The 17434-nt window shown below is 68.0% G+C and carries 18 protein-coding genes, 1 other RNA gene and 1 pseudogene; 13 read left to right on the top strand and 7 right to left on the bottom strand.

Annotated elements, in window-relative coordinates; translation table 11 throughout:
* The first annotated feature begins 18 nt into the window (after nucleotides 1–18).
* The 5 genes from ACWGRX_RS20250 (at nucleotide 19) to cysK (ending at nucleotide 4543) form a co-directional block, all read left to right on the top strand.
* The gene (locus ACWGRX_RS20250) at nucleotides 19–1215 is read left to right on the top strand and encodes a GGDEF domain-containing protein (protein WP_452119077.1); all 1197 of its coding nucleotides are present in this window, start codon (nucleotides 19–21) and stop codon (nucleotides 1213–1215) included.
* Nucleotides 1216–1270: 55 nt separating this feature from the next.
* Complete coding sequence (gene coaBC, locus ACWGRX_RS20245) at nucleotides 1271–2533, top strand: bifunctional phosphopantothenoylcysteine decarboxylase/phosphopantothenate--cysteine ligase CoaBC (RefSeq protein ID WP_452118999.1); 1263 nt, start codon at nucleotides 1271–1273, stop codon at nucleotides 2531–2533.
* A 3-nt stretch (nucleotides 2534–2536) separates the two neighbouring features.
* On the top strand, nucleotides 2537–3025 hold the full coding sequence (gene dut / locus ACWGRX_RS20240; RefSeq protein WP_452118998.1) for a dUTP diphosphatase: 489 nt from the start codon (nucleotides 2537–2539) through the stop codon (nucleotides 3023–3025).
* Nucleotides 3022–3474: an RrF2 family transcriptional regulator gene (locus tag ACWGRX_RS20235; RefSeq protein ID WP_452118997.1), complete on the top strand. Its 453-nt coding sequence runs from the start codon at nucleotides 3022–3024 to the stop codon at nucleotides 3472–3474. Before dut ends, ACWGRX_RS20235 begins: the two co-directional genes overlap by 4 nt.
* An 88-nt stretch (nucleotides 3475–3562) precedes the next feature.
* Nucleotides 3563–4543 (top strand): cysteine synthase A, encoded by a 981-nt coding sequence (gene cysK, locus ACWGRX_RS20230; protein WP_452118996.1) that lies wholly within the window; start codon nucleotides 3563–3565, stop codon nucleotides 4541–4543.
* Nucleotides 4544–4600: 57 nt separating this feature from the next.
* Here cysK and ACWGRX_RS20225 read toward each other — a convergent pair whose 3' ends face one another.
* Both ACWGRX_RS20225 and ACWGRX_RS20220 read right to left on the bottom strand, forming a co-directional pair.
* A complete protein-coding gene (locus tag ACWGRX_RS20225) occupies nucleotides 4601–5464 on the bottom strand; it encodes a VOC family protein (RefSeq protein ID WP_452118995.1) in 864 nt (287 codons plus the stop codon).
* A 161-nt stretch (nucleotides 5465–5625) separates the two neighbouring features.
* A complete protein-coding gene (locus ACWGRX_RS20220) occupies nucleotides 5626–6645 on the bottom strand; it encodes a YihY/virulence factor BrkB family protein (RefSeq protein WP_452118994.1) in 1020 nt (339 codons plus the stop codon).
* Nucleotides 6646–6843: 198 nt separating this feature from the next.
* Between ACWGRX_RS20220 and ACWGRX_RS20215 the strand changes: the two genes are divergently transcribed.
* The gene (locus tag ACWGRX_RS20215; RefSeq protein ID WP_452118993.1) at nucleotides 6844–7545 is read left to right on the top strand and encodes an outer membrane protein; all 702 of its coding nucleotides are present in this window, start codon (nucleotides 6844–6846) and stop codon (nucleotides 7543–7545) included.
* An 87-nt stretch (nucleotides 7546–7632) separates the two neighbouring features.
* Here the strand turns inward: ACWGRX_RS20215 and ACWGRX_RS20210 are convergent.
* Nucleotides 7633–8532 (bottom strand): annotated as a pseudogene (locus ACWGRX_RS20210) (LysR substrate-binding domain-containing protein).
* 131 nt (nucleotides 8533–8663) lie between these two features.
* On the opposite strand from ACWGRX_RS20210, the gene ACWGRX_RS20205 reads away from it, so the two are divergent.
* The gene (locus ACWGRX_RS20205; protein ID WP_452118992.1) at nucleotides 8664–9368 is read left to right on the top strand and encodes an SDR family oxidoreductase; all 705 of its coding nucleotides are present in this window, start codon (nucleotides 8664–8666) and stop codon (nucleotides 9366–9368) included.
* Between the two features lie 149 nt (nucleotides 9369–9517).
* On the opposite strand, the gene recR is transcribed toward ACWGRX_RS20205, so the two are convergent.
* The 4 genes from recR to ffs all read right to left on the bottom strand — a co-directional run bounded on the left by recR (nucleotide 9518) and on the right by ffs (nucleotide 12665).
* Nucleotides 9518–10123 (bottom strand): recombination mediator RecR, encoded by a 606-nt coding sequence (gene recR / locus ACWGRX_RS20200; RefSeq protein WP_291633603.1) that lies wholly within the window; start codon nucleotides 10121–10123, stop codon nucleotides 9518–9520.
* Nucleotides 10124–10265: 142 nt separating this feature from the next.
* A complete protein-coding gene (locus tag ACWGRX_RS20195) occupies nucleotides 10266–10586 on the bottom strand; it encodes a YbaB/EbfC family nucleoid-associated protein (RefSeq protein WP_452118991.1) in 321 nt (106 codons plus the stop codon).
* Nucleotides 10587–10604: 18 nt separating this feature from the next.
* Nucleotides 10605–12461, bottom strand: a complete 1857-nt coding sequence (locus ACWGRX_RS20190; protein WP_452118990.1) for a DNA polymerase III subunit gamma/tau — start codon at nucleotides 12459–12461, stop codon at nucleotides 10605–10607.
* A gap of 107 nt (nucleotides 12462–12568) precedes the next feature.
* Nucleotides 12569–12665: signal recognition particle sRNA small type (gene ffs / locus ACWGRX_RS20185), an RNA gene on the bottom strand.
* Between the two features lie 251 nt (nucleotides 12666–12916).
* Here ffs and rpmH point away from each other — a divergent pair.
* The 6 genes from rpmH (at nucleotide 12917) to ACWGRX_RS20155 (ending at nucleotide 17366) form a co-directional block, all read left to right on the top strand.
* A complete protein-coding gene (gene rpmH / locus ACWGRX_RS20180) occupies nucleotides 12917–13051 on the top strand; it encodes a 50S ribosomal protein L34 (protein ID WP_038364779.1) in 135 nt (44 codons plus the stop codon).
* 55 nt (nucleotides 13052–13106) lie between these two features.
* Nucleotides 13107–13535 carry a ribonuclease P protein component gene (gene rnpA, locus ACWGRX_RS20175; RefSeq protein ID WP_452118989.1) on the top strand — a complete coding sequence of 143 codons (429 nt, stop codon included), beginning with the start codon at nucleotides 13107–13109 and terminating at the stop codon, nucleotides 13533–13535.
* Nucleotides 13536–13537: 2 nt separating this feature from the next.
* Entirely contained in the window at nucleotides 13538–15406 is a 1869-nt protein-coding gene (gene yidC, locus ACWGRX_RS20170; RefSeq protein WP_452119076.1) for a membrane protein insertase YidC, read from the top strand.
* 155 nt (nucleotides 15407–15561) lie between these two features.
* The gene (locus tag ACWGRX_RS20165; protein WP_452118988.1) at nucleotides 15562–16194 is read left to right on the top strand and encodes a CatB-related O-acetyltransferase; all 633 of its coding nucleotides are present in this window, start codon (nucleotides 15562–15564) and stop codon (nucleotides 16192–16194) included.
* Between the two features lie 9 nt (nucleotides 16195–16203).
* Nucleotides 16204–16869, top strand: a complete 666-nt coding sequence (gene yihA / locus ACWGRX_RS20160) for a ribosome biogenesis GTP-binding protein YihA/YsxC (RefSeq protein WP_452118987.1) — start codon at nucleotides 16204–16206, stop codon at nucleotides 16867–16869.
* A 125-nt stretch (nucleotides 16870–16994) separates the two neighbouring features.
* Nucleotides 16995–17366 (top strand): DUF423 domain-containing protein, encoded by a 372-nt coding sequence (locus ACWGRX_RS20155; protein ID WP_452118986.1) that lies wholly within the window; start codon nucleotides 16995–16997, stop codon nucleotides 17364–17366.
* Nucleotides 17367–17434: the final 68 nt, after the last annotated feature.

Genomic DNA, 17434 nt, shown 5'->3' with positions numbered 1-17434 from the left:
TTGGAGTCCGGAGTGACGATGGCCCTGATCGGGCCGGCCGTATTATGCATTTTCGGTCTCGCCTTCCTCTGGGCCTGGATGATCGAGCGCAGGCGCGACTATCTCCTACTGCTGGCGGCGGCTCCGGCGCTGTTCGCGATCGCGGTGGCGGTCCAGGTGTTCTTCTGGCCGGCATCGGTGCCGGCGAACGCCCTGCTCTCGGGCCTGTTCTATGCCGTCGCGGTCCAGATCGCGGCTGAGGCGGTGTTGCGTCGTTCGGGCAAGCGGCTCGGCCGGGGCTGGCATGCCTGCGCCTTCATCGCCGTCATGGGCGGTCTGTGGTACTTCGCCTATGTCGCACCCAACCTCCTGGCCCGCGTCTATCTCCAGAATTTCGGCTATGGCCTCGTCCTTCTCGTCGCCAGCCTGCATATCACGCCCCTGATGCGTGGCCGCCCGGTCGACCGGGTACTGTTCTGGGTGCTGTTCGCCTTCGCCCTGCATTTTTTCCCGCGTACCATCCTGACGATCGGGCTGGAGGCGCCGGGCGATCTCAGGGTCTTCCAGGATTCGCTGTTCTGGCAGGCGCTGCATTTGTCCCTGGCCGTGCTCGGTGCGGCCCTGGCGACGGCGTTGCTGGCGGCGACGCTCTCCGACGTGATCGACGATCTACGCCGCGAGCGCGACAGCGACGGCCTGACCGGCCTGCTCAACCGACGTGCCTTCGAGCAGCGTGCGGGTGCTGTGCTTGCGATCGCCGATGACACGCCCTGCGTGCTGCTCATCTGCGATCTCGACCATTTCAAGCGGGTCAATGACAGTCATGGCCATGCCGCCGGCGATGAGGTGCTGAGCGCTTTCGGCAGGCTCTTGCGCCGTGTCAGCCGCGAGAAGGATCTGGTCGCACGGATCGGCGGCGAGGAATTCGCGATCCTGCTGCCGGGCGCGACACAGGCGGCCGGCCTGGTGCTGGCCGAAAGGGTGCGAGCCGGGCTTTTCGGCCTGGTCTTCACCTTCGCGCCGGGTGGAGGCGCGGTGACGGCGAGCTTCGGGATTGCGGAGCGCCGGCCCGGTGACGCGCTGTCCGAGCTCGTCTCCCGCGCCGATCGGCGCCTTTACCAGGCCAAGGCGCTCGGCCGGGACCGGGCGGTCGCCGATGACTTCGCCGAGATTCCGCAGCCGGAATCAGCCCAGGCTGCGGCCGTATCGACCCTGCCCATCCGGGCGCCCCGATGACATCCCGGCCTGCCGGATGCTACCAAACGGGCCGTCCCGACCCAGGAGCCCGCTCTTGTCCGCTTCCCGCTCCATCCTGCTGATCATTGGCGGCGGCATCGCCGCCTATAAGTGTCTCGAACTGATCCGGCGGCTGAAGGATCGCGGCATCGCCAGCCGTTGCATCCTGACGCGGGCCGGCGAGCAGTTCGTCACGCCGCTCGCAGTCGGCACGCTCGCCGGCGAGCGCTGCTTCACCGACCTGTTCTCGCTGACCGACGAGGCCGATATCGGCCATATCGCGCTGTCGCGCTCGACCGACCTCCTGGTCGTCGCCCCCGCCACGGCCGATCTGATCGCCAAGATGGCGAACGGCCATGCCGACGATCTCGCTTCCACGGCGCTTCTCGCCACGGATAAGCGCATCCTGATCGCCCCGGCGATGAATCCGCGGATGTGGCAGCATCCGGCGACGCGTCGCAACATGGCGCTGCTGCAGAAGGACGGTGTCCTCGTCGTCGGCCCGAACTCTGGTGCCATGGCCGAGCGCGGGGAGAGCGGGCCGGGCCGGATGGCCGAGCCGCAGGAGCTCCTGGCGGCGATCGAGCTGGCGTTGGCCGGCGAGCAGCGCAAGCCGGCCTCTATCGGCTTCCTCGGCCGATTGCCGGGCCAGGTCGTCGGTCAGGCGCTCGCCGGCAAGCGCGTGCTGGTCACCTCCGGGCCAACCCATGAGCCGATCGATCCGGTGCGCTATATCGCCAACCGCTCCTCGGGCAAGCAGGGGCACGCGATTGCTGCTGCTGCGGCGGCGGCCGGGGCCGAGGTTACGCTGATTTCCGGTCCTGTCGGCATTCCCGATCCCGCCGGCGTCACCACCATCCATGTCGAGAGTGCCCGCGACATGCTCGACGCCACAGAGCAGGCGCTGCCGGTCGATATCGCGGTCTTCGCGGCCGCCGTCGCCGATTGGCGCGTCGCCGGTGCGGCTGGCCAGAAGATGAAGAAGGGCGAGCACGGTACGCCGAGCCTCACCCTCGTCGAGAATCCGGACATCCTCGCGACCATCGCCGCCCGCGAGATCGATCGCCCGCAACTGGTCGTCGGCTTCGCCGCCGAGACGCAGAACGTCGTCGAATATGCCCGCGCCAAGCTGGCGAAGAAGGGCTGCGACCTGATCGTCGCCAATGATGTCGGCGGGACCGGGGTCATGGGCGGTGAGGACAACACCGTGCATCTCGTCACGGCCGATGCCGTCGAGACCTGGCCGACCCTGCCCAAGGCCGAGGTCGCGGCGCGACTCGTCACCCATCTCGCCACCCTGCTTGCCGAGAAGGGCTGAGCGATGATGGAGCCGGTTCGCATCAAGCGCCTGCCGCATGCGCAGGATCTGCCTCTGCCTGCCTATGAGACGGCGGGGGCCGCCGGGCTCGATCTGCGGGCCGCCCTGCCGGAGCGTGATCTGGAATTGGTGCCGGGCGCACGCTGCCTCGTGCCGACCGGGCTCCTTCTGGCACTGCCGCCGGGCAGCGAGGGGCAGGTCAGGCCGCGTTCGGGGCTGGCGCTGCGCCATGGCGTGACCGTGCTCAATGCGCCCGGCACGATCGATGCCGATTACCGCGGCGAGGTCCAGGTCCTGCTCGTCAATCTCGGGCAGCAGCCCTTCACCATCCGCCATGGCGACCGCATCGCCCAGCTCATCGTCGCGCCGGTAGCGCAGGCCAGGCTCGTCGAGGTGCATTCGCTCGACGATACCGTCCGTGGCGCCGGCGGCTTCGGCTCGACCGGGATGGCCGATTCCGTGGCCTCCTCTGTCCGGGAGGCCCGTTCATGATCCAGCTCTCGCGCCGCAGCCTGCTCGCCATCGCCGCGGTGGTCGACATCGCCCTGCACGCCCGCCCGGCCCCGGTCGCGGCAAAAGCGCTCGCCGCCCGCCACGAGCTGCCGCCACGTCATCTCGAGACCATGCTGCAGGCGCTGGTCAAGGCCGGCATCCTCAAAGGTGTCCGCGGTCCGCGCGGGGGATATGAGCTCGCCCGCGAGCGCCGCCGCATCACCGCCGGCGCGATCGTACGCGCCGCAATGCAGGCCAATTCGGAGGAGAACCTGCCGCCGCTGCCGCGCTCGCCTTTGGTCGAGAACGTCGTCGGCCCGGCCGTCCAGACGGCCCTCGACGCATGCCTGGCGACGCTGGACTCGGTCACCGTGGCCGAGCTCTGCCAGCAGGCGGAAAGCCTGGCGGCCGTGGCTGGAAAGGATGCTGACGCTGATTTTACGATATAGAGCGTGAAATTATCTGTTTCTCGACAGATTCTGTAATTTGATGCTAGCCTGTCGTCGAACCGATTGATCACCACTCAGGGAGGCCGCCATGGCCGACGCCGCGCAGAAGCTCACCCCCGCCCAGACTCCCGGCCGTGGCCGGGTCTACGATTCGATCACCGACACGATCGGCGATACGCCGCTGGTGCGCTTGAACCGGCTTCCGGCCGAGCGCGGCGTCAAGGCGACGATCCTCGCCAAGCTCGAATTCTTCAACCCGATCTCCAGCGTCAAGGACCGTATCGGCGTCAGCATGGTCGATGCGCTCGAGGCGTCCGGTGCGCTGAAGCCGGGCGGCACGCTGATCGAGCCGACCTCCGGCAATACCGGCATCGCGCTCGCCTTCGTCGCCGCCGCGCGGGGCTACCGGCTGATCCTGGTCATGCCGGAGACCATGTCGATCGAGCGCCGCAAGATGCTCGCTCTGCTCGGTGCCGAGCTGGTGCTGACGCCCGGTCCCGGCGGCATGCGCGGCGCCATCGCCAAGGCCGAGGAGCTCAAGGCCGAGATCCCCGGCGCGATCATCCCGCAGCAGTTCGAGAACCCGGCCAATCCGGCGATCCATCGCAAGACCACGGCCGAGGAGGTCTGGAACGACACCCATGGCGAGGTCGACATCTTCGTCTCTGGTGTCGGCACGGGCGGAACCATCACCGGCGTTGGCCAGGTGCTGAAGGCGCGCAAGCCCGGCGTGAAGATCGTCGCGGTCGAGCCCGAGGATTCGCCGGTGCTTTCCGGCGGCCAGCCCGGACCGCACAAGATCCAGGGCATCGGCGCCGGCTTCGTGCCCGGCATCCTCGACCGCGGCGTCATCGACGAGGTCGTCACCGTCGGCAACCAGACCGCCTTCGAGACGGCGCGGGCCCTCGCCAGGAGCGAAGGCATTCCGGCCGGCATCTCCTCGGGCGCGGCGATCGCCGCGGCGCTCGAGATCGGTGCTCGCCCGGAGAATGTAGGCAAGAAGATCGTCGTGATCGTCCCCTCCTTCGCCGAGCGCTATATTTCGAGCGCGCTGTTCGAAGGTCTCTGAGGCGCTTCCGAATCAAAGCAGGGCGCTTTCCCGGGCAGGGAAGGCGCCCTTTTTTCGTCAGCGGCGAAGCGCGATCCGGTTGCCCCAGGGGTCGGCGATCTCCGGCGCGCCGCCGGCCTCGTCGCCGCCGGCTGCCAGCATGCGCTCGCGCAAGGCGGCATAGGCGGCATCGTCCCGCGCCACGAGCTCGAAACGCGAGAGCCCGGCCTCGTTCGCGCGGCGCGGCCCGGCACCCCGGCTGTGCCAGATATTCGCCGCGATATGGTGGTGGTAGCCGCCGGTCGCCATGAAAGCCGCGCCGGGATAGTGCACCATCACTTCGAAGCCGAGCTTGTCGCTATAGAAGGCCTCCGCGCCCGCGACATCGCCGACGCGCAGATGGATATGCCCCATCACCGTGCCGGCGGGCATGCCGGCATAATCGCGCCCGTCGGCCTCGCGCAGCAAGGCGTCGAGATCGAGCCGGTCGGTCGCCATCTTGATCTCGCCGCCCGGCCCGCGTGGCCATTCCGCCCGGCTGCGGTCGCGATAGATCTCGATGCCGTTGCCCTCAGGGTCGGAAAGGTAGAGCGCCTCGCTGACCAGATGATCCGAGGCGCCTTCGAGCGGCAGGCGCAGGCGGGCGGCATGGCCGAGCCAGTTGGCGAGATCGGTGCGGGACGGCAGGAGCAGCGCAAGGTGGAACAGACCGGCAGCGGAGGAGGGCGCCTGCGCGCCGGCTTCGAGCCTGACCAGCGGCACGCCGCCGGCGCCGAGCACGCTTTCCTGCGCACTCTCGCTGATCGTCGAAAGGCCGATCGCGTCGCGATAGAAGGCGGTGAGGCCCGGCAGATCGCGCACGCGCAGGCTGACGGTGCCGATATGGACGGGGCTGTCGAGGGACTCGTTGGTGCGGGGCTGGGTGGTTGTGGCGGTGGCCATGGCGGACTCCGGAATGGGTGCGGCCGCGGCCGCTTGCCGTTAAAATGGGATCTCGGCCGCCTCTTGTCGTCCCCGGCTGGGGCAAATCCGAGATTGTGCGACTGCAATCGCGGCTTGCGCCTGTGGTGTCGGTCGCCGGTGCGCGGCCCGCTCCGGAGCCTTCAGCGGCGGCGCCCGGCGAGCAGTCGCGCCGTCGGCGGGATTGCGGCGCCATGACGGCTCTGCTGCTCGAGTTCCGCATTGAGCTCGGCGCCCGCCAGCACGATCGTCGCCGAGAGCCAGAGCCAGGTCATGAAGACCACCACGGTCGCCAGCGAGCCATAGGTCGCGGTGTAATTGCCGAGCGTGCTGACATACCAGGAGAAGGCGCTCGACGTCGCCGCCCAGAGCAGCGCCGCGACCACGGCGCCGGGCAGCACCCAGGCGAAGCGCGGCGGCTTGCGGTCGGGCCCGACCCAGTAGAGGCAGCCGATCGCGACCGTTCCGATCACGAAGAACACGGGCCAGCGGGCGAGGCGCACCAGCGTCTCCAGCTCGTGGCCGAAGGGGAAGAGCGCCGTCACTACCGGCAGGCTGGCGATCGCGGCCAGTGCCAGGATGAGCAGCAGGAGCCCGCTCAGCGTCGTCGCCAGCGAGATCAGGTTGAGCTTCAGGAAGCCCCGCCGCTCGCGTGCGCCATAGATGATGTTGAGTGCGTCGAAGATCGCCTTCACCGCCGCGTTCGCGCTCCAGGCGGCGACCGCGAAGCTGATCAGGAAAGTCAGCGACAGGCTTGCCGCATCGCGGCCCGAAAGCCGCATCGCCTGCTCGCGGATCAGCTCGCGCGCCGCTTCCGGGAAGACGAGCGTCAGATCGTCGAGCTGCGCGGCGATGGTCGCAGGGTCGGTCATTCCGCCATAGATCGTGACCAGCAGCGACAGCGCCGGCACCAGAGAGAGCAGGGTGAAGAAGGCGACCGCGCCGGCGAGCGAGAGCAGGCGCGCCTCCTGGATACGGACGATGAAACGGCCGAGCACGTCCTTCCAGCCGCGCCAGGGCAGGGCGACCGGCGAGGCGGCGCCACGGCCGCGGCGCGCCTGTCGCAAGGGATCGCGGACGCGCCGTGTGAACGCGCCATGGACATAGCCGAGCGCCAGCGCCGCCAGACCGGCAGCGCCGGTGATTCGTTTCAGATACGCCATGCCCCTCTCCGCCGGATCGATGCGGCCCGCCTGCCGGGAACGCCGGGCGCTCCGGATCGTTCCAATCCCTGACGCGCGAACAGGCCGCTTAGAGCTTTGTTAACCTTAACGGTTTCTTATCGTGACAGGCCAATGCGTCCTGCCAGGGCGCCAGATGCGGGGCATTCGCCCCATCTCCTTCCACGACCAGAGAGCCCGATGAAGACGCTCCTCAAAGCCACCGTCGCGACCTTCCTCCTGCTTGGCAGCGGCGCTGCTCTCTCGGCCGATCTGGCGTCGAGCAAGTTCCTGCCGCTCGCCCCGGCCCTGCCGCCGCTCTATAGCTGGACCGGCTTCTATCTCGGCGGCCAGCTCGGCTATTCCTGGGGCTCGGATCGGCAGAGCCTGTACACCACCGCCGGGCGCGCGCCGGTCGGTGTCTCCTTCGATTACAGCCCCTCCGCCTTCATGGGCGGTGTCCATGCCGGCTTCAACTACCAGATGGGCTCGGTCGTCCTCGGCGTCGAGGGCGATATCGAGGGGATCAATGCCCGGGATACGCATGGCGGACTGTTCCGGGTCCAGCAGGACTGGCAGGGCTCCGTGCGCGGCCGCATCGGCTATTCCTTCGACCGCTTCATGATCTATGGTGCCGCGGGCGCGGCCTTCAGCCGTTTCGAATACGGCTATTTCAACCCGGCTGCCGGTCTTGGCGAGAGCGGCAAATTCTCCCGAACCGGCTGGACGGTCGGCGGCGGCGTCAACTTCGCTTGGACCGACAATCTCATCTTCGGGCTCGACTATCGCTATACCGACTATGGCAGCTTCGATTTCGTCGCCCGCAGCGCCTATCTCGGCCTGAACGCCGAGCATGAGCCGAGTTCGCATGCCGTGCGGGCGAGCGTCGCCTACAAGTTCTGAACCGCCACGCATTCCGGCGATCGACGAGGCCGCGCCAAAGGCGCGGCCTTTTTTTGTCTGCCGCGCCGCCGCCTGATCGCGCCGGCCTCAAGGCCCGGCGCTTCGGCCGCGCTGCGCCAGCAGCCAGGACCGGACCATCGCGGTCGGCTCCGGATGGCGCGGCTTGCGCGCCGAGACGACATGAAAGTCGAGGCTGCCGCGCATCGTTGCGGGGAAGGTCTGGATCAGCCGGCCGGCGGCAAGGTCGGGCTCGACGAGGAAGCGGCTGGCGAGCGCCAGGCCCTGGCCGGCGAGGGCGGCATCGAGCGCCAGCGCTGTCTGGTTGAAGCGCATGCTCCGCATGCCCGGCGGCATCGACCGAGCCAAAGCGCGCTCGATGAATTCCGGCCAGAGGTCATGTCCGTCATGCAGCAGAACCAGCTGCGCCAGCTCGGCATCGTCGAGTGCAGCGGTGGCGGCGGCTCGGAGCCTGGGACTGCAGACCGCAACGATATCCTGGGGGAACAGCAGATCGGTCACCAGCCCGGCTCCGAAGGGCGGCCGGCCCTGCCGCACCGCGATGTCGACCCCGTCGGACTGGAAATTGGCCAGGCTGTCGCTGGCGAGGATGCGCAGGTCGAGCTGTGGATGGGCGGCGGTGAAAGCCGGCAGGCGCGGAATCAGCCATTTCGAGGCGAAGCTCGGCGTCACGCTGATCGTCAGCCGCAGCGGCTGCGGGCGCAAGGCTGTGGTCGCCTCGGCGATCACAGCGAAGGCGCGGGCAAGCTACGCGGCATAGCCCCGGCCGACGCTGGTCAGGGCGAGCCCGCCCGGCAGCCGCTCGAATAATTGCATGGCGAGATCCCGCTCGAGGCCGCGGACCTGCTGTGCGACGGCGCCTTGCGTCACGCCGAGCTCCTCGGCGGCGAGCCGGAAGTTGAGGTGGCGCGCGGCAGCCTCGAAGGCGCGCAGGGCATTGAGCGAGGGCAGGCGGCGTGAAGTTTCCATCAGCCAGTAGATTTTCTACAGATCGAGCGGCGGCGAACTAACTGGCCAAGACTTGTGCCCGCTGCCAAGAACAGCTGTGCATGGCGCCAGCTTCGTGCATGGGGCCGTTTGTAAAACGAATGGTGGACGCGATGGCAGCAGAAAAAGTAGCGATCGTCACGGCGGGCGGCAGCGGCATGGGCGCCGCCGCGGCGCGCCGTTTGGCGCAGGACGGTTTCAAGGTCGCGATCCTGTCCTCCTCGGGCAAGGGCGAGAAGCTGGCTGCCGAGCTCGGCGGCCTCGGCATCACCGGTTCAAATCAGTCGAACGATGACCTCCAGCGTCTCGTCGACGCGACCATGGCACGCTGGGGCCGGATCGACGCACTGGTCAACAGCGCCGGACACGGCCCGCGCGCGCCGATCACCGAGATCACCGACGAGCAATGGCATACCGGGCTCGACGTCTATCTGATGAACGTCATCCGCTCGACCCGGCTCGTCGCCCCGGTGATGACGGCACAGAAATCCGGCGCGATCGTCAACATCTCGACGGCCTGGGCCTTCGAGCCCGCGGCGACCTTCCCGACCTCGGCGGTGTTCCGCGCCGGGCTCGCCGCCTACACCAAGCTCTTCGCCGACCAGTACGCCGAGCACAATGTCCGGATGAACAACGTCCTGCCAGGCTGGATCGATTCGCTCCCGCAGACCGAGGAGCGCCGCGCCGGCGTGCCGATGCAGCGCTATGGCACCAGCGCGGAGATCGCCGCGACGGTCGCCTTCCTCGTCTCGGAGGGCGCCGGCTACATCACCGGCCAGAATCTGCGCGTCGATGGCGGGCTGATGCGCTCGGTCTGAGCGACGGTCTGGTCTGGGAATGGTCTTGGCGTCATGGTCGGCCTTGAGCCGACCATGACGGCCCGGATGGGGCTCCGGCCAGCGGCTTCTCGTCATGAGATTCTCGGCTCTGCGCTTCGCTCCGGCCGAGAATGACGCTCGCCGGCCGGTCAGAAGCCCGTGCGCTGGCGGATCGCCGCCGCCAGCGTGCCGTCGTCAAGATAGTCGAGCTCGCCGCCGACGGGCACGCCATGGGCGAGCTTGGTTACCTTGACGTCGAGATGCGCCAGGAGGTCGGTGATGAAATGCGCCGTGGTCTGGCCCTCGACCGTGGCATTGAGCGCCAGAATGACTTCCTTGACCATGGGGTCCGAGGCTCGGGCGACGAGCGCATCGAGCGAGAGATTTTCGGGCCTGATGCCATCGAGCGCCGAGAGCACACCGCCGAGGACGTGGTAGCGGCCTGAGACCGCGCCTGAACGCTCCAGAGCCCAGAGATCGGCGATGTCGGCGACGACGACGATGAGACTGTCGTCGCGGCGCGGATCGCGGCAGAGCCCGCACGGGTCGCTGGTGTCGACATTGCCGCAACTGGTGCAGACGACGATCCGCTCGCGCGCCACCGTCATGGCTTCGGCCAGAGGGCCGAGCAATTGCTCGCGCTTCTTGACGAGATGCAGCGCCGCGCGCCTGGCCGAGCGCGGCCCCAGGCCCGGCAACTTGGCCAGGAGCTGGATCAGGCGCTCGATTTCGGGGCCGGCAATGGTGCGGGACATGGGTCTCGATATCGGCTTTGCCGTTCCCGCGCCGTCATCCCGGCCGTAGCGAAGCGGAGAGCCGGGATCCATTCCGGAACGGTTCAGGCATGGATCCCGGGTCGACCTGCGGTCGCCCGGGATGACACGGGAATATGGATTATCAGAACAGCTTCATGCCCGGCGGGATCGGCAGGCCGCGCGTCACCTCGGCCATCCGGTCGGCGACGGCGCGCTCGGCCTTGTTGCGGGCGTCGTTGCAGGCGGAGATCACGAGGTCCTCGAGGATCTCCTGCTCGCCGGCGACCATCAGGCTCGGATCGATCTTCACCGATTTCAGCACGTTCTTGGCGGTCATCACCACCGTGACCAGACAGCCGCCGGCCGAGCCCTCGAATTCGAGCGTGTCGAGCTGGGCCTGCATCTCGGCCATCTTCTTCTGCATGTCCTGCGCCTGCTTCATCAGGCCCATCATGTCGCGCATCGCCGCGCTCCCTTTCGCTCAGTTGTCCGTCCAGAATTCGACACCCTCGAAATCCGGCTCGCTGTCGTCGAACAGCGGCTCGGCTTCGGGCAGATAGTCGTCGCCGGCCGTCGCGCTCGGTGCCTGTTCGGCCTCGGCGGCACGCGGGTCGCGGACATCGACGATGCGGGCGCCCGGGAAATGCTCCAGGACGGCGCGCACCACCGGATGATTCGCGGCGTCGCTCTCGCGCTTGTCGCGGGCCGCCTCGGCCTGCTCGCGCAGGGTCGGCGCGCCTTCGGTATTGGCGAGCGCGACAAGCCAGGTCTGGCCGGTCCAGTCCTTCAGGCGCTTCGACAGGTCGGTGGCGAAATGGCGGTTGTTCGCATTGGCCAGCGCGAATTCGATGCGGCCGGGCTCGAACTTGACCAGCCTGACATCGCGCTCCAGTGCCAGCTTCATGGTGATGTCGCGCTGGCGCGAGGCGAGTGTGACGAGGTCTTCCAGGCTCTGGGGCTGGGGCAGGCCGTTCGCCATGGCGCGGGGCGTCGCAGCGACGGCAGGGGCCGGATTGGCGGCGGCGAGTACCGGCCTCGCCGCCAGCGCCGTCGCGCCGCCGCCCGATGGCGGGCGCGGGGCAGGCGAACCATTGCCCGAGACGCTGCCGCTGCCGTCGCGCAGCATGCGCAGCGCCTCGTCCGGCGTCGGCAGGTCGGCGGCATGGGCGAGGCGCACCAGCGCCATCTCGGCCGCCATCACCGGCCGGTCGGCCTGGCGCACCTCGGCGATCGCCTTGAGCAGCATCTGCCAGGCACGGGCCAAGACCCGGATCGACAGGCGCTCGGCGAAGTCGGCGCCGCGCGTCCGCTCGGCCTGGCTCAGGCTGTTGTCCTTGACCGCATCCGGCACGAGCTTGAGGCGCGTCACCAGATGGCTGAACTCGGCGAGGTCGGAGAGCACCACGGCCGGGTCGGCGCCGGCATCGTATTGTGCCCGCAATTCCCCGAGGGCTGCCGCGATGTCGCCCTTCATCACCTGCTCGAACAGGTCGATCACCCGCGCGCGGTCTGACAGACCGAGCATGGTGCGGACTTCTTCGAGCGTGATCTTGCCGCCGGCATGGGCGATGGCCTGGTCGAGGATCGACAGCGAATCGCGCACCGATCCTTCGGCTGCGCGCGAGATGGCGGCGAGCGCCTCGTCCTCGGCCTCGATGCCTTCCGCCTTGCAGATGCCGGCGAGGTGCCCGACCAGGACGCCGGCATCGACGCGGCGCAGGTCGAAGCGCTGGCAGCGCGACAGCACCGTCACCGGGACCTTGCGGATCTCCGTGGTGGCGAAGATGAACTTGGCGTGCGGCGGCGGCTCCTCCAGCGTCTTCAGGAAGGCGTTGAAGGCACCCCCCGAGAGCATGTGGACCTCGTCGATGATGTAGACCTTGTAGCGCGCGCTGGTCGGCGCGTAGCGCACGGCGTCGTTGATCTGGCGGACATTGTCGACGCCGTTGTTCGAGGCGGCGTCGATCTCCATGACGTCGATATGCCGGCCCTCGACGATCGCCTGGCAATGCACGCCGAAACGCGAGAGGTCGGTGGTCGGCGCGCCCTTGCCGTCGGCATTCTGGTAGTTCAGGGCGCGCGCCAGGATGCGGGCGGTGGTCGTCTTGCCGACGCCGCGCACGCCGGTCAGCATCCAGGCCTGCGGGATGCGCCCCGCCGCGAAGGCGTTGGTCAGCGTCCGGACCATGGCGTCCTGGCCGATCAGGTCGCCGAAATGCGCAGGGCGGTATTTCCGGGCGAGGACACGATAGCCGGCCGGCTGGTTCGCCGCCGGGGCGGGCGCGGGGGCAAGGCCGGGGAAGCCCGGCTCGTCGGCGGGGACGGTCGCGTCGGTCATGCCATTGCTTTCGCCGTTCGCGGCGCGGCGGTCAACGCCGCCATGCATCCGGACGGTCCGGCCGTGACAGGAGCGACATCGCGGATGCATCGCCGCGCGGGGCGGCAGGTGGGAGGCTGGACGAAGACCCGTTCGGTCTCGTTACGGCTGCTTCCTTCCGGACCTGACCGGGTTGGCGAGTGAGACGTCCCTCGCCAACCTCCCGCCGGCTATATCGGTGAAGAGAGGCGCGAGCGCAAGTCGCCTGTGCAAAGACGTCGCCTGTGAAAACCCGCCTGCGCTGCTGCGACACAGGCGTTTCGGCATTGACTTGGGTCATGCCTTCCGCCATAAGCCCGCGACCTGTGCAGCCCAAGCGGCGGCGCGGAACCTTTTGCATGACAGGCTTGGCTGGCCTTGGCTTTCTCTTCGAGAGCTGCGGTCGCTGCGCCGAGACAAGGCCCCGGAGACGGACCGTGAAGAGAACCTATCAACCCAGCAAGCTGGTTCGCAAGCGTCGCCACGGCTATCGTGCCCGCATGGCGACCAAGGGTGGCCGCAAGGTCATCGCTGCCCGTCGCGCCCACGGCCGCAAGCGCCTGTCGGCCTGATGAGGTGGGGCGCGCGCTCCCGGCGCGCCGGTTTCGTGAAGACTGGCCAAACGCCATGCGCATCGCCCGTCTGACGCAACGCAGGGACTTTCTCGCGGCGGCCGAGCATGGCCGCCGTTTTCGTTCGCCTGCCTTCACCGTGCAGGTCAACGATCAGCGGCGCGATGCCGCCGAATCCGGGCTCAGACTCGGCCTCACCGCCTCCCGCAAGGTCGGCGGCGCGGTCGAGCGCAATCGTATCCGCCGGCGCCTGCGCGCCGCTGCCAAGCTCGCGCTGGCCGGGCAACTCGAGCGCCCCTGCGATGTCGTGGTCGTCGCCCGTCCCGAAACGATCACCGCCGGTTTCAGCGCCATGGTCGCCGACCTCTCGGTCGCGCTCGACCGCGCCCGTCCCGGCGGCAACCGTCGCGGCCCGCCTTCCGGCAAACGCCCCCTTCCCGAGAAGCCCGCCAGGGCCGACAGCGAGACCCGTTTTCGACCATGAAGATGAAAGAAGAAAACCGTAATCTGCTCCTGGCGATCACGCTCTCCGTGGTCGTGCTGTTAGGCTGGCAGTTCTTCTTCGCCGTGCCGCAGATGGAGAAGCAGAAGCAGGTCGCGCAGCAGAACCAGCAGACGCACAGCCAGCAGCCCCCGGCCCCGGGAAGCGTGCCGACGCCGGGCGCTGCCCCGGCCACTGGCGCCGCTCCGGCGCAGCCTGCCGCCGCTGCGGCGCTCGCGACCCGCGAGGCCGCGCTCGCCGCCGGCCCGCGCATCCGAATCGAGACGCCGAAGATCGCCGGCTCGCTCTCGCTGACCGGCGCGCGCATCGACGACGTTTCGCTCAAGGCCTATCACGAGACGGTCGACCCGAAGAGCCCGATCATCGTGCTGCTCTCGCCGGCCGGCGGCCCGAACGCCTATTATTCCGATTTCGGCTGGGTCGCGGGGCCTGGCGTCAATGTACCCCTGCCGAACGCCAGCACGGTCTGGAGCGCCGACAGCCAGGTCCTGACCCCGGCGAAGCCGGTGACGCTGACCTGGGACAACGGCCAGGGCCTGCTGTTCCGCCGCATCATCTCGGTCGACGACAACGCCTTGTTCTCGATCCGCGACGAGGTCGACAACAAGGGCGCGAGCGCCATCTCGCTCTACCCTTATGGCCAGGTCGTCCGCGTCGGAAAGCCGACGACGCTGGGCTACTACGTCCTGCATGAAGGCATGATCGGCGCCCTCGGCGAGCAGGGCCTGCAGGAATACACCTACGACGCCATCGACAAGGAGCCGGCTCTCGGCGCGGCGACGCATGGCAAGGCCTGGAAGGACGCTGTCGGCGGTTTTGTCGGGATCACCGACAAGTACTGGGCGGCGGCAGCCATCCCCGACCAGACCAAGAAGTACGAGGGCCGCTACTCGTCGGTGCAGACCGGTCCGGTGCGGACCTATCAGGCCGACTTCCTCGGCGAGGCCGTCACCGTTGCGCCGGGAGCTTCGGCCGTAGCCTCCTCGCGCCTGTTCGCCGGAGCCAAGGAGGTCGCGGCGATCGACGGCTACGAGAAGAACCAGGGCATCAAGCGCTTCGAGCTGATGATCGATTGGGGATGGTTCTATTTCATCACCAAGCCGATGTTCTACCTGATGGACTGGGTCTACAAGCATGTCGGCAATTTCGGCATCGCCATCCTGGTCGTCACCGTCCTGCTGAAGCTGCTGTTCTTCCCGCTCGCCAACAAATCTTACGCCTCGATGGCGAAGATGAAGGCGGTGCAGCCGGAAATGATGGCGATCCGCGAGCGCTATGCTGACGACAAGATGAAGCAGCAGCAGGCGCTGATGGAGCTGTACAAGACCAACAAGATCAACCCGCTCGCCGGCTGCTGGCCGGTACTGGTCCAGATCCCGGTCTTCTTCGCGCTCTACAAGATCCTGTTCATCACCATCGAGATGCGGCACGCGCCGTTCTATGGCTGGATCAAGGACCTTGCGGCGCCGGATCCGACCAATCTCTTCAACCTGTTCGGCCTGCTGCCGTTCACGCCGCCCGCCATGCTGCATCTCGGCATCTGGCCGATCCTGATGGGCGTGACGATGTTCGTGCAGATGAAGATGAACCCGGAGCCGCCGGATCCGGTCCAGAAGATGATGTTCACCTGGATGCCGGTGTTCTTCACCTTCCTGCTCGGCTCGTTCCCGGCCGGCCTGGTAATCTACTGGACCTGGAACAACCTTCTTTCGATCCTCCAGCAGGGCTTCATCATGCGCAAGCACGGCGTCAAGATCGAGCTCTGGGACAATCTCAAGGGCATGTTCGGCAAGAAGCCTGCCCCTGCGGCTGCGGCGGGCGTGCCCAAGCCGGCGAACAGCAACAAGAAGTGAGGATGGCGGGGGCGCCTCGCCCCCGGTTTCCGACGATCTCATCCCGGGCGGCGCGAGCCGACCCGGGATGTCCGCTTTAAGAGCCCCGCACGATCGCTGGGCAAAGGCCCGGCCCGTATTTCATCTGCGACCGGCCCGAGGGCGAGGAGACCGGCATGCCCCTTCCCGATCCGAAAACCCGGCATCCGATTCTCGGCTGGAAGGGCACGGCCTTCCTCAAGGCGATCGTCGACCACCCGTTCGTCGAGGTTGGCGACTACAGCTATTACGACGACTCGCGCGGGCCCGAGCATTTCCTCGCCCGCTGCGTGCGCTATCATTTCGACTTCATCGGCGACCGGCTGATCATCGGCAAATTCGTCGCCATCGCCCAGGCGGCGCAGTTCATCATGAACGGCGCTAACCATCCGATGGGCGGCTTCTCGACCTTTCCCTTCCAGATGTTCGGCTTCGAGGGCGCGCCTCCCGTAACGCCGGACGGTCCTGGCCATCGCGGCGATACCGTGATCGGCAACGATGTCTGGATCGGTCGCGAGGCGGTGATCATGCCCGGCGTCGCCATCGGCGACGGCGCCATCATCGGGACGCGGGCGCAGGTCTCGCGCGACGTGCCGCCCTATGCGGTGGTGGTCGGCAATCCCGGCAAGGTGGTGAAGCTGCGTTTTCCGCCGGAGGTGGTCGAAGCGCTGCTGGAAATTCGCTGGTGGGACTGGGATGCTGAAAAGATCGCCCGCAACCTGCCCTTGATCGCCGGCGCCGACATCGACGCGCTGCGCCGGGCGGTGTAGGCAAGGCAGATGACCGCAAGCACGACCACACCTTACGACGCCGACGAGATCGAGGCTGCCCGCAAGCTCTTTGAAGGGCCCTGGGATTTCGTCTGGGCCTCGACCAAGATCGACGACCTGCCGCCCATGGTCGGCCAGGAGATCGCCTTTGCCGGGCGCTCCAATGTCGGCAAGTCGAGTCTGATCAACGCGCTGACGCGGCGCAATGCGCTCGCTCGCACTTCGCATACGCCGGGCCGTACCCAGCAGCTCAACTTCTTTCGTCAGGTCGGCCATGACGAGCGCCTGACCATCGTCGACATGCCGGGCTATGGCTATGCCGCCGTCGGCAAGGAGAAGGTCGCGGCCTGGACCCGGCTGATCCACGACTATCTGCGCGGGCGCTCCAACCTGATGCGCGTCTATGTGCTGATCGACGCCCGCCATGGGCTGAAGGATGTCGACGGCGCGGTGCTCGAGACGCTCGACAAGGCGGCGGTCAGCTACCAGATCGTCCTGACCAAGGGCGACGCCATCAAGCAGGCCGACCAGACCTTCATGGCCGAGGCGACCTTCGACGAGATCAAGCGCCGCCCGGCGGCCTATCCCGAGGTGCTGGTGACCTCGAGCGAAAAGGGTCTCGGCATTCCCGAATTGCGCGCCGCGATCGCACGCGTGCTGGCCGAGCGCAGCTAGTCTCCGGTGCGATCCGCGCCGCTTCACCGCGTCGCGGCCGGCCGGCTTGACGGCGCCTCGGCGGCATCGTCTTTCCTGCACGCTGCAGCCTGGCGTCGGCCCCGGCGCGCTGCCGGAGGCTCGTCATGATCACCGCGACCAAGATCCATCTGACCATCGCCATGCTGATGGGGCTCTTCGGTGTCACGCTGCTCGCCGCCGCGACCCATTCGGGAGCGGCCGACAGCTTGCAGATCGCTGGCCAGATGCTGCTCTTTCACGCCTCGGCCGTGATCGGAGCCTGCGTCGCGCGTCGTGCCGGCCTGCTCGCCGATATCGGCGCGCGTCTGGCGATCTCGCTGCTGATCCTCGGCGTCGCGCTGTTCGCGGCCGATCTCGCCAGGCGCGGCTTCCATGGCGAGCGCCTGTTCATGGGCGCCGCCCCTGCCGGTGGCTTCATGATGCTCGGTGGCTGGCTCGGCCTCGCCGGCTCGGCCTTGTTCGCAAGGCGGGTCTGAGCCGCGTCGCGGCGCTTCCGCGGCACGGCACTTTCAGCTAGAAGGCGGCCCGGCGCGGATCCGGCGCG

The sequence above is a fragment of the Allobosea sp. NPDC055594 genome (assembly GCF_053618995.1).
Note: the sequence above shows the minus strand (reverse complement) of the source record. Positions and strands in the feature narration are given on the sequence as shown.

Coding starts and splice junctions, on each gene's coding strand:
- ACWGRX_RS20250 (WP_452119077.1), top strand. CDS start 19: ATGGCCCTGATCGGGCCGGCCGTATTATGCATTTTCGGTCTCGCCTTC.
- dut (WP_452118998.1), top strand. CDS start 2,537: ATGATGGAGCCGGTTCGCATCAAGCGCCTGCCGCATGCGCAGGATCTG.
- ACWGRX_RS20235 (WP_452118997.1), top strand. CDS start 3,022: ATGATCCAGCTCTCGCGCCGCAGCCTGCTCGCCATCGCCGCGGTGGTC.
- cysK (WP_452118996.1), top strand. CDS start 3,563: ATGGCCGACGCCGCGCAGAAGCTCACCCCCGCCCAGACTCCCGGCCGT.
- ACWGRX_RS20225 (WP_452118995.1), bottom strand. CDS start 5,464: ATGGCCACCGCCACAACCACCCAGCCCCGCACCAACGAGTCCCTCGAC.
- ACWGRX_RS20220 (WP_452118994.1), bottom strand. CDS start 6,645: ATGGCGTATCTGAAACGAATCACCGGCGCTGCCGGTCTGGCGGCGCTG.
- ACWGRX_RS20215 (WP_452118993.1), top strand. CDS start 6,844: ATGAAGACGCTCCTCAAAGCCACCGTCGCGACCTTCCTCCTGCTTGGC.
- ACWGRX_RS20205 (WP_452118992.1), top strand. CDS start 8,664: ATGGCAGCAGAAAAAGTAGCGATCGTCACGGCGGGCGGCAGCGGCATG.
- recR (WP_291633603.1), bottom strand. CDS start 10,123: ATGTCCCGCACCATTGCCGGCCCCGAAATCGAGCGCCTGATCCAGCTC.
- ACWGRX_RS20195 (WP_452118991.1), bottom strand. CDS start 10,586: ATGCGCGACATGATGGGCCTGATGAAGCAGGCGCAGGACATGCAGAAG.
- ACWGRX_RS20190 (WP_452118990.1), bottom strand. CDS start 12,461: ATGACCGACGCGACCGTCCCCGCCGACGAGCCGGGCTTCCCCGGCCTT.
- rnpA (WP_452118989.1), top strand. CDS start 13,107: ATGCGCATCGCCCGTCTGACGCAACGCAGGGACTTTCTCGCGGCGGCC.
- yidC (WP_452119076.1), top strand. CDS start 13,538: ATGAAAGAAGAAAACCGTAATCTGCTCCTGGCGATCACGCTCTCCGTG.
- ACWGRX_RS20165 (WP_452118988.1), top strand. CDS start 15,562: ATGCCCCTTCCCGATCCGAAAACCCGGCATCCGATTCTCGGCTGGAAG.
- yihA (WP_452118987.1), top strand. CDS start 16,204: ATGACCGCAAGCACGACCACACCTTACGACGCCGACGAGATCGAGGCT.
- ACWGRX_RS20155 (WP_452118986.1), top strand. CDS start 16,995: ATGATCACCGCGACCAAGATCCATCTGACCATCGCCATGCTGATGGGG.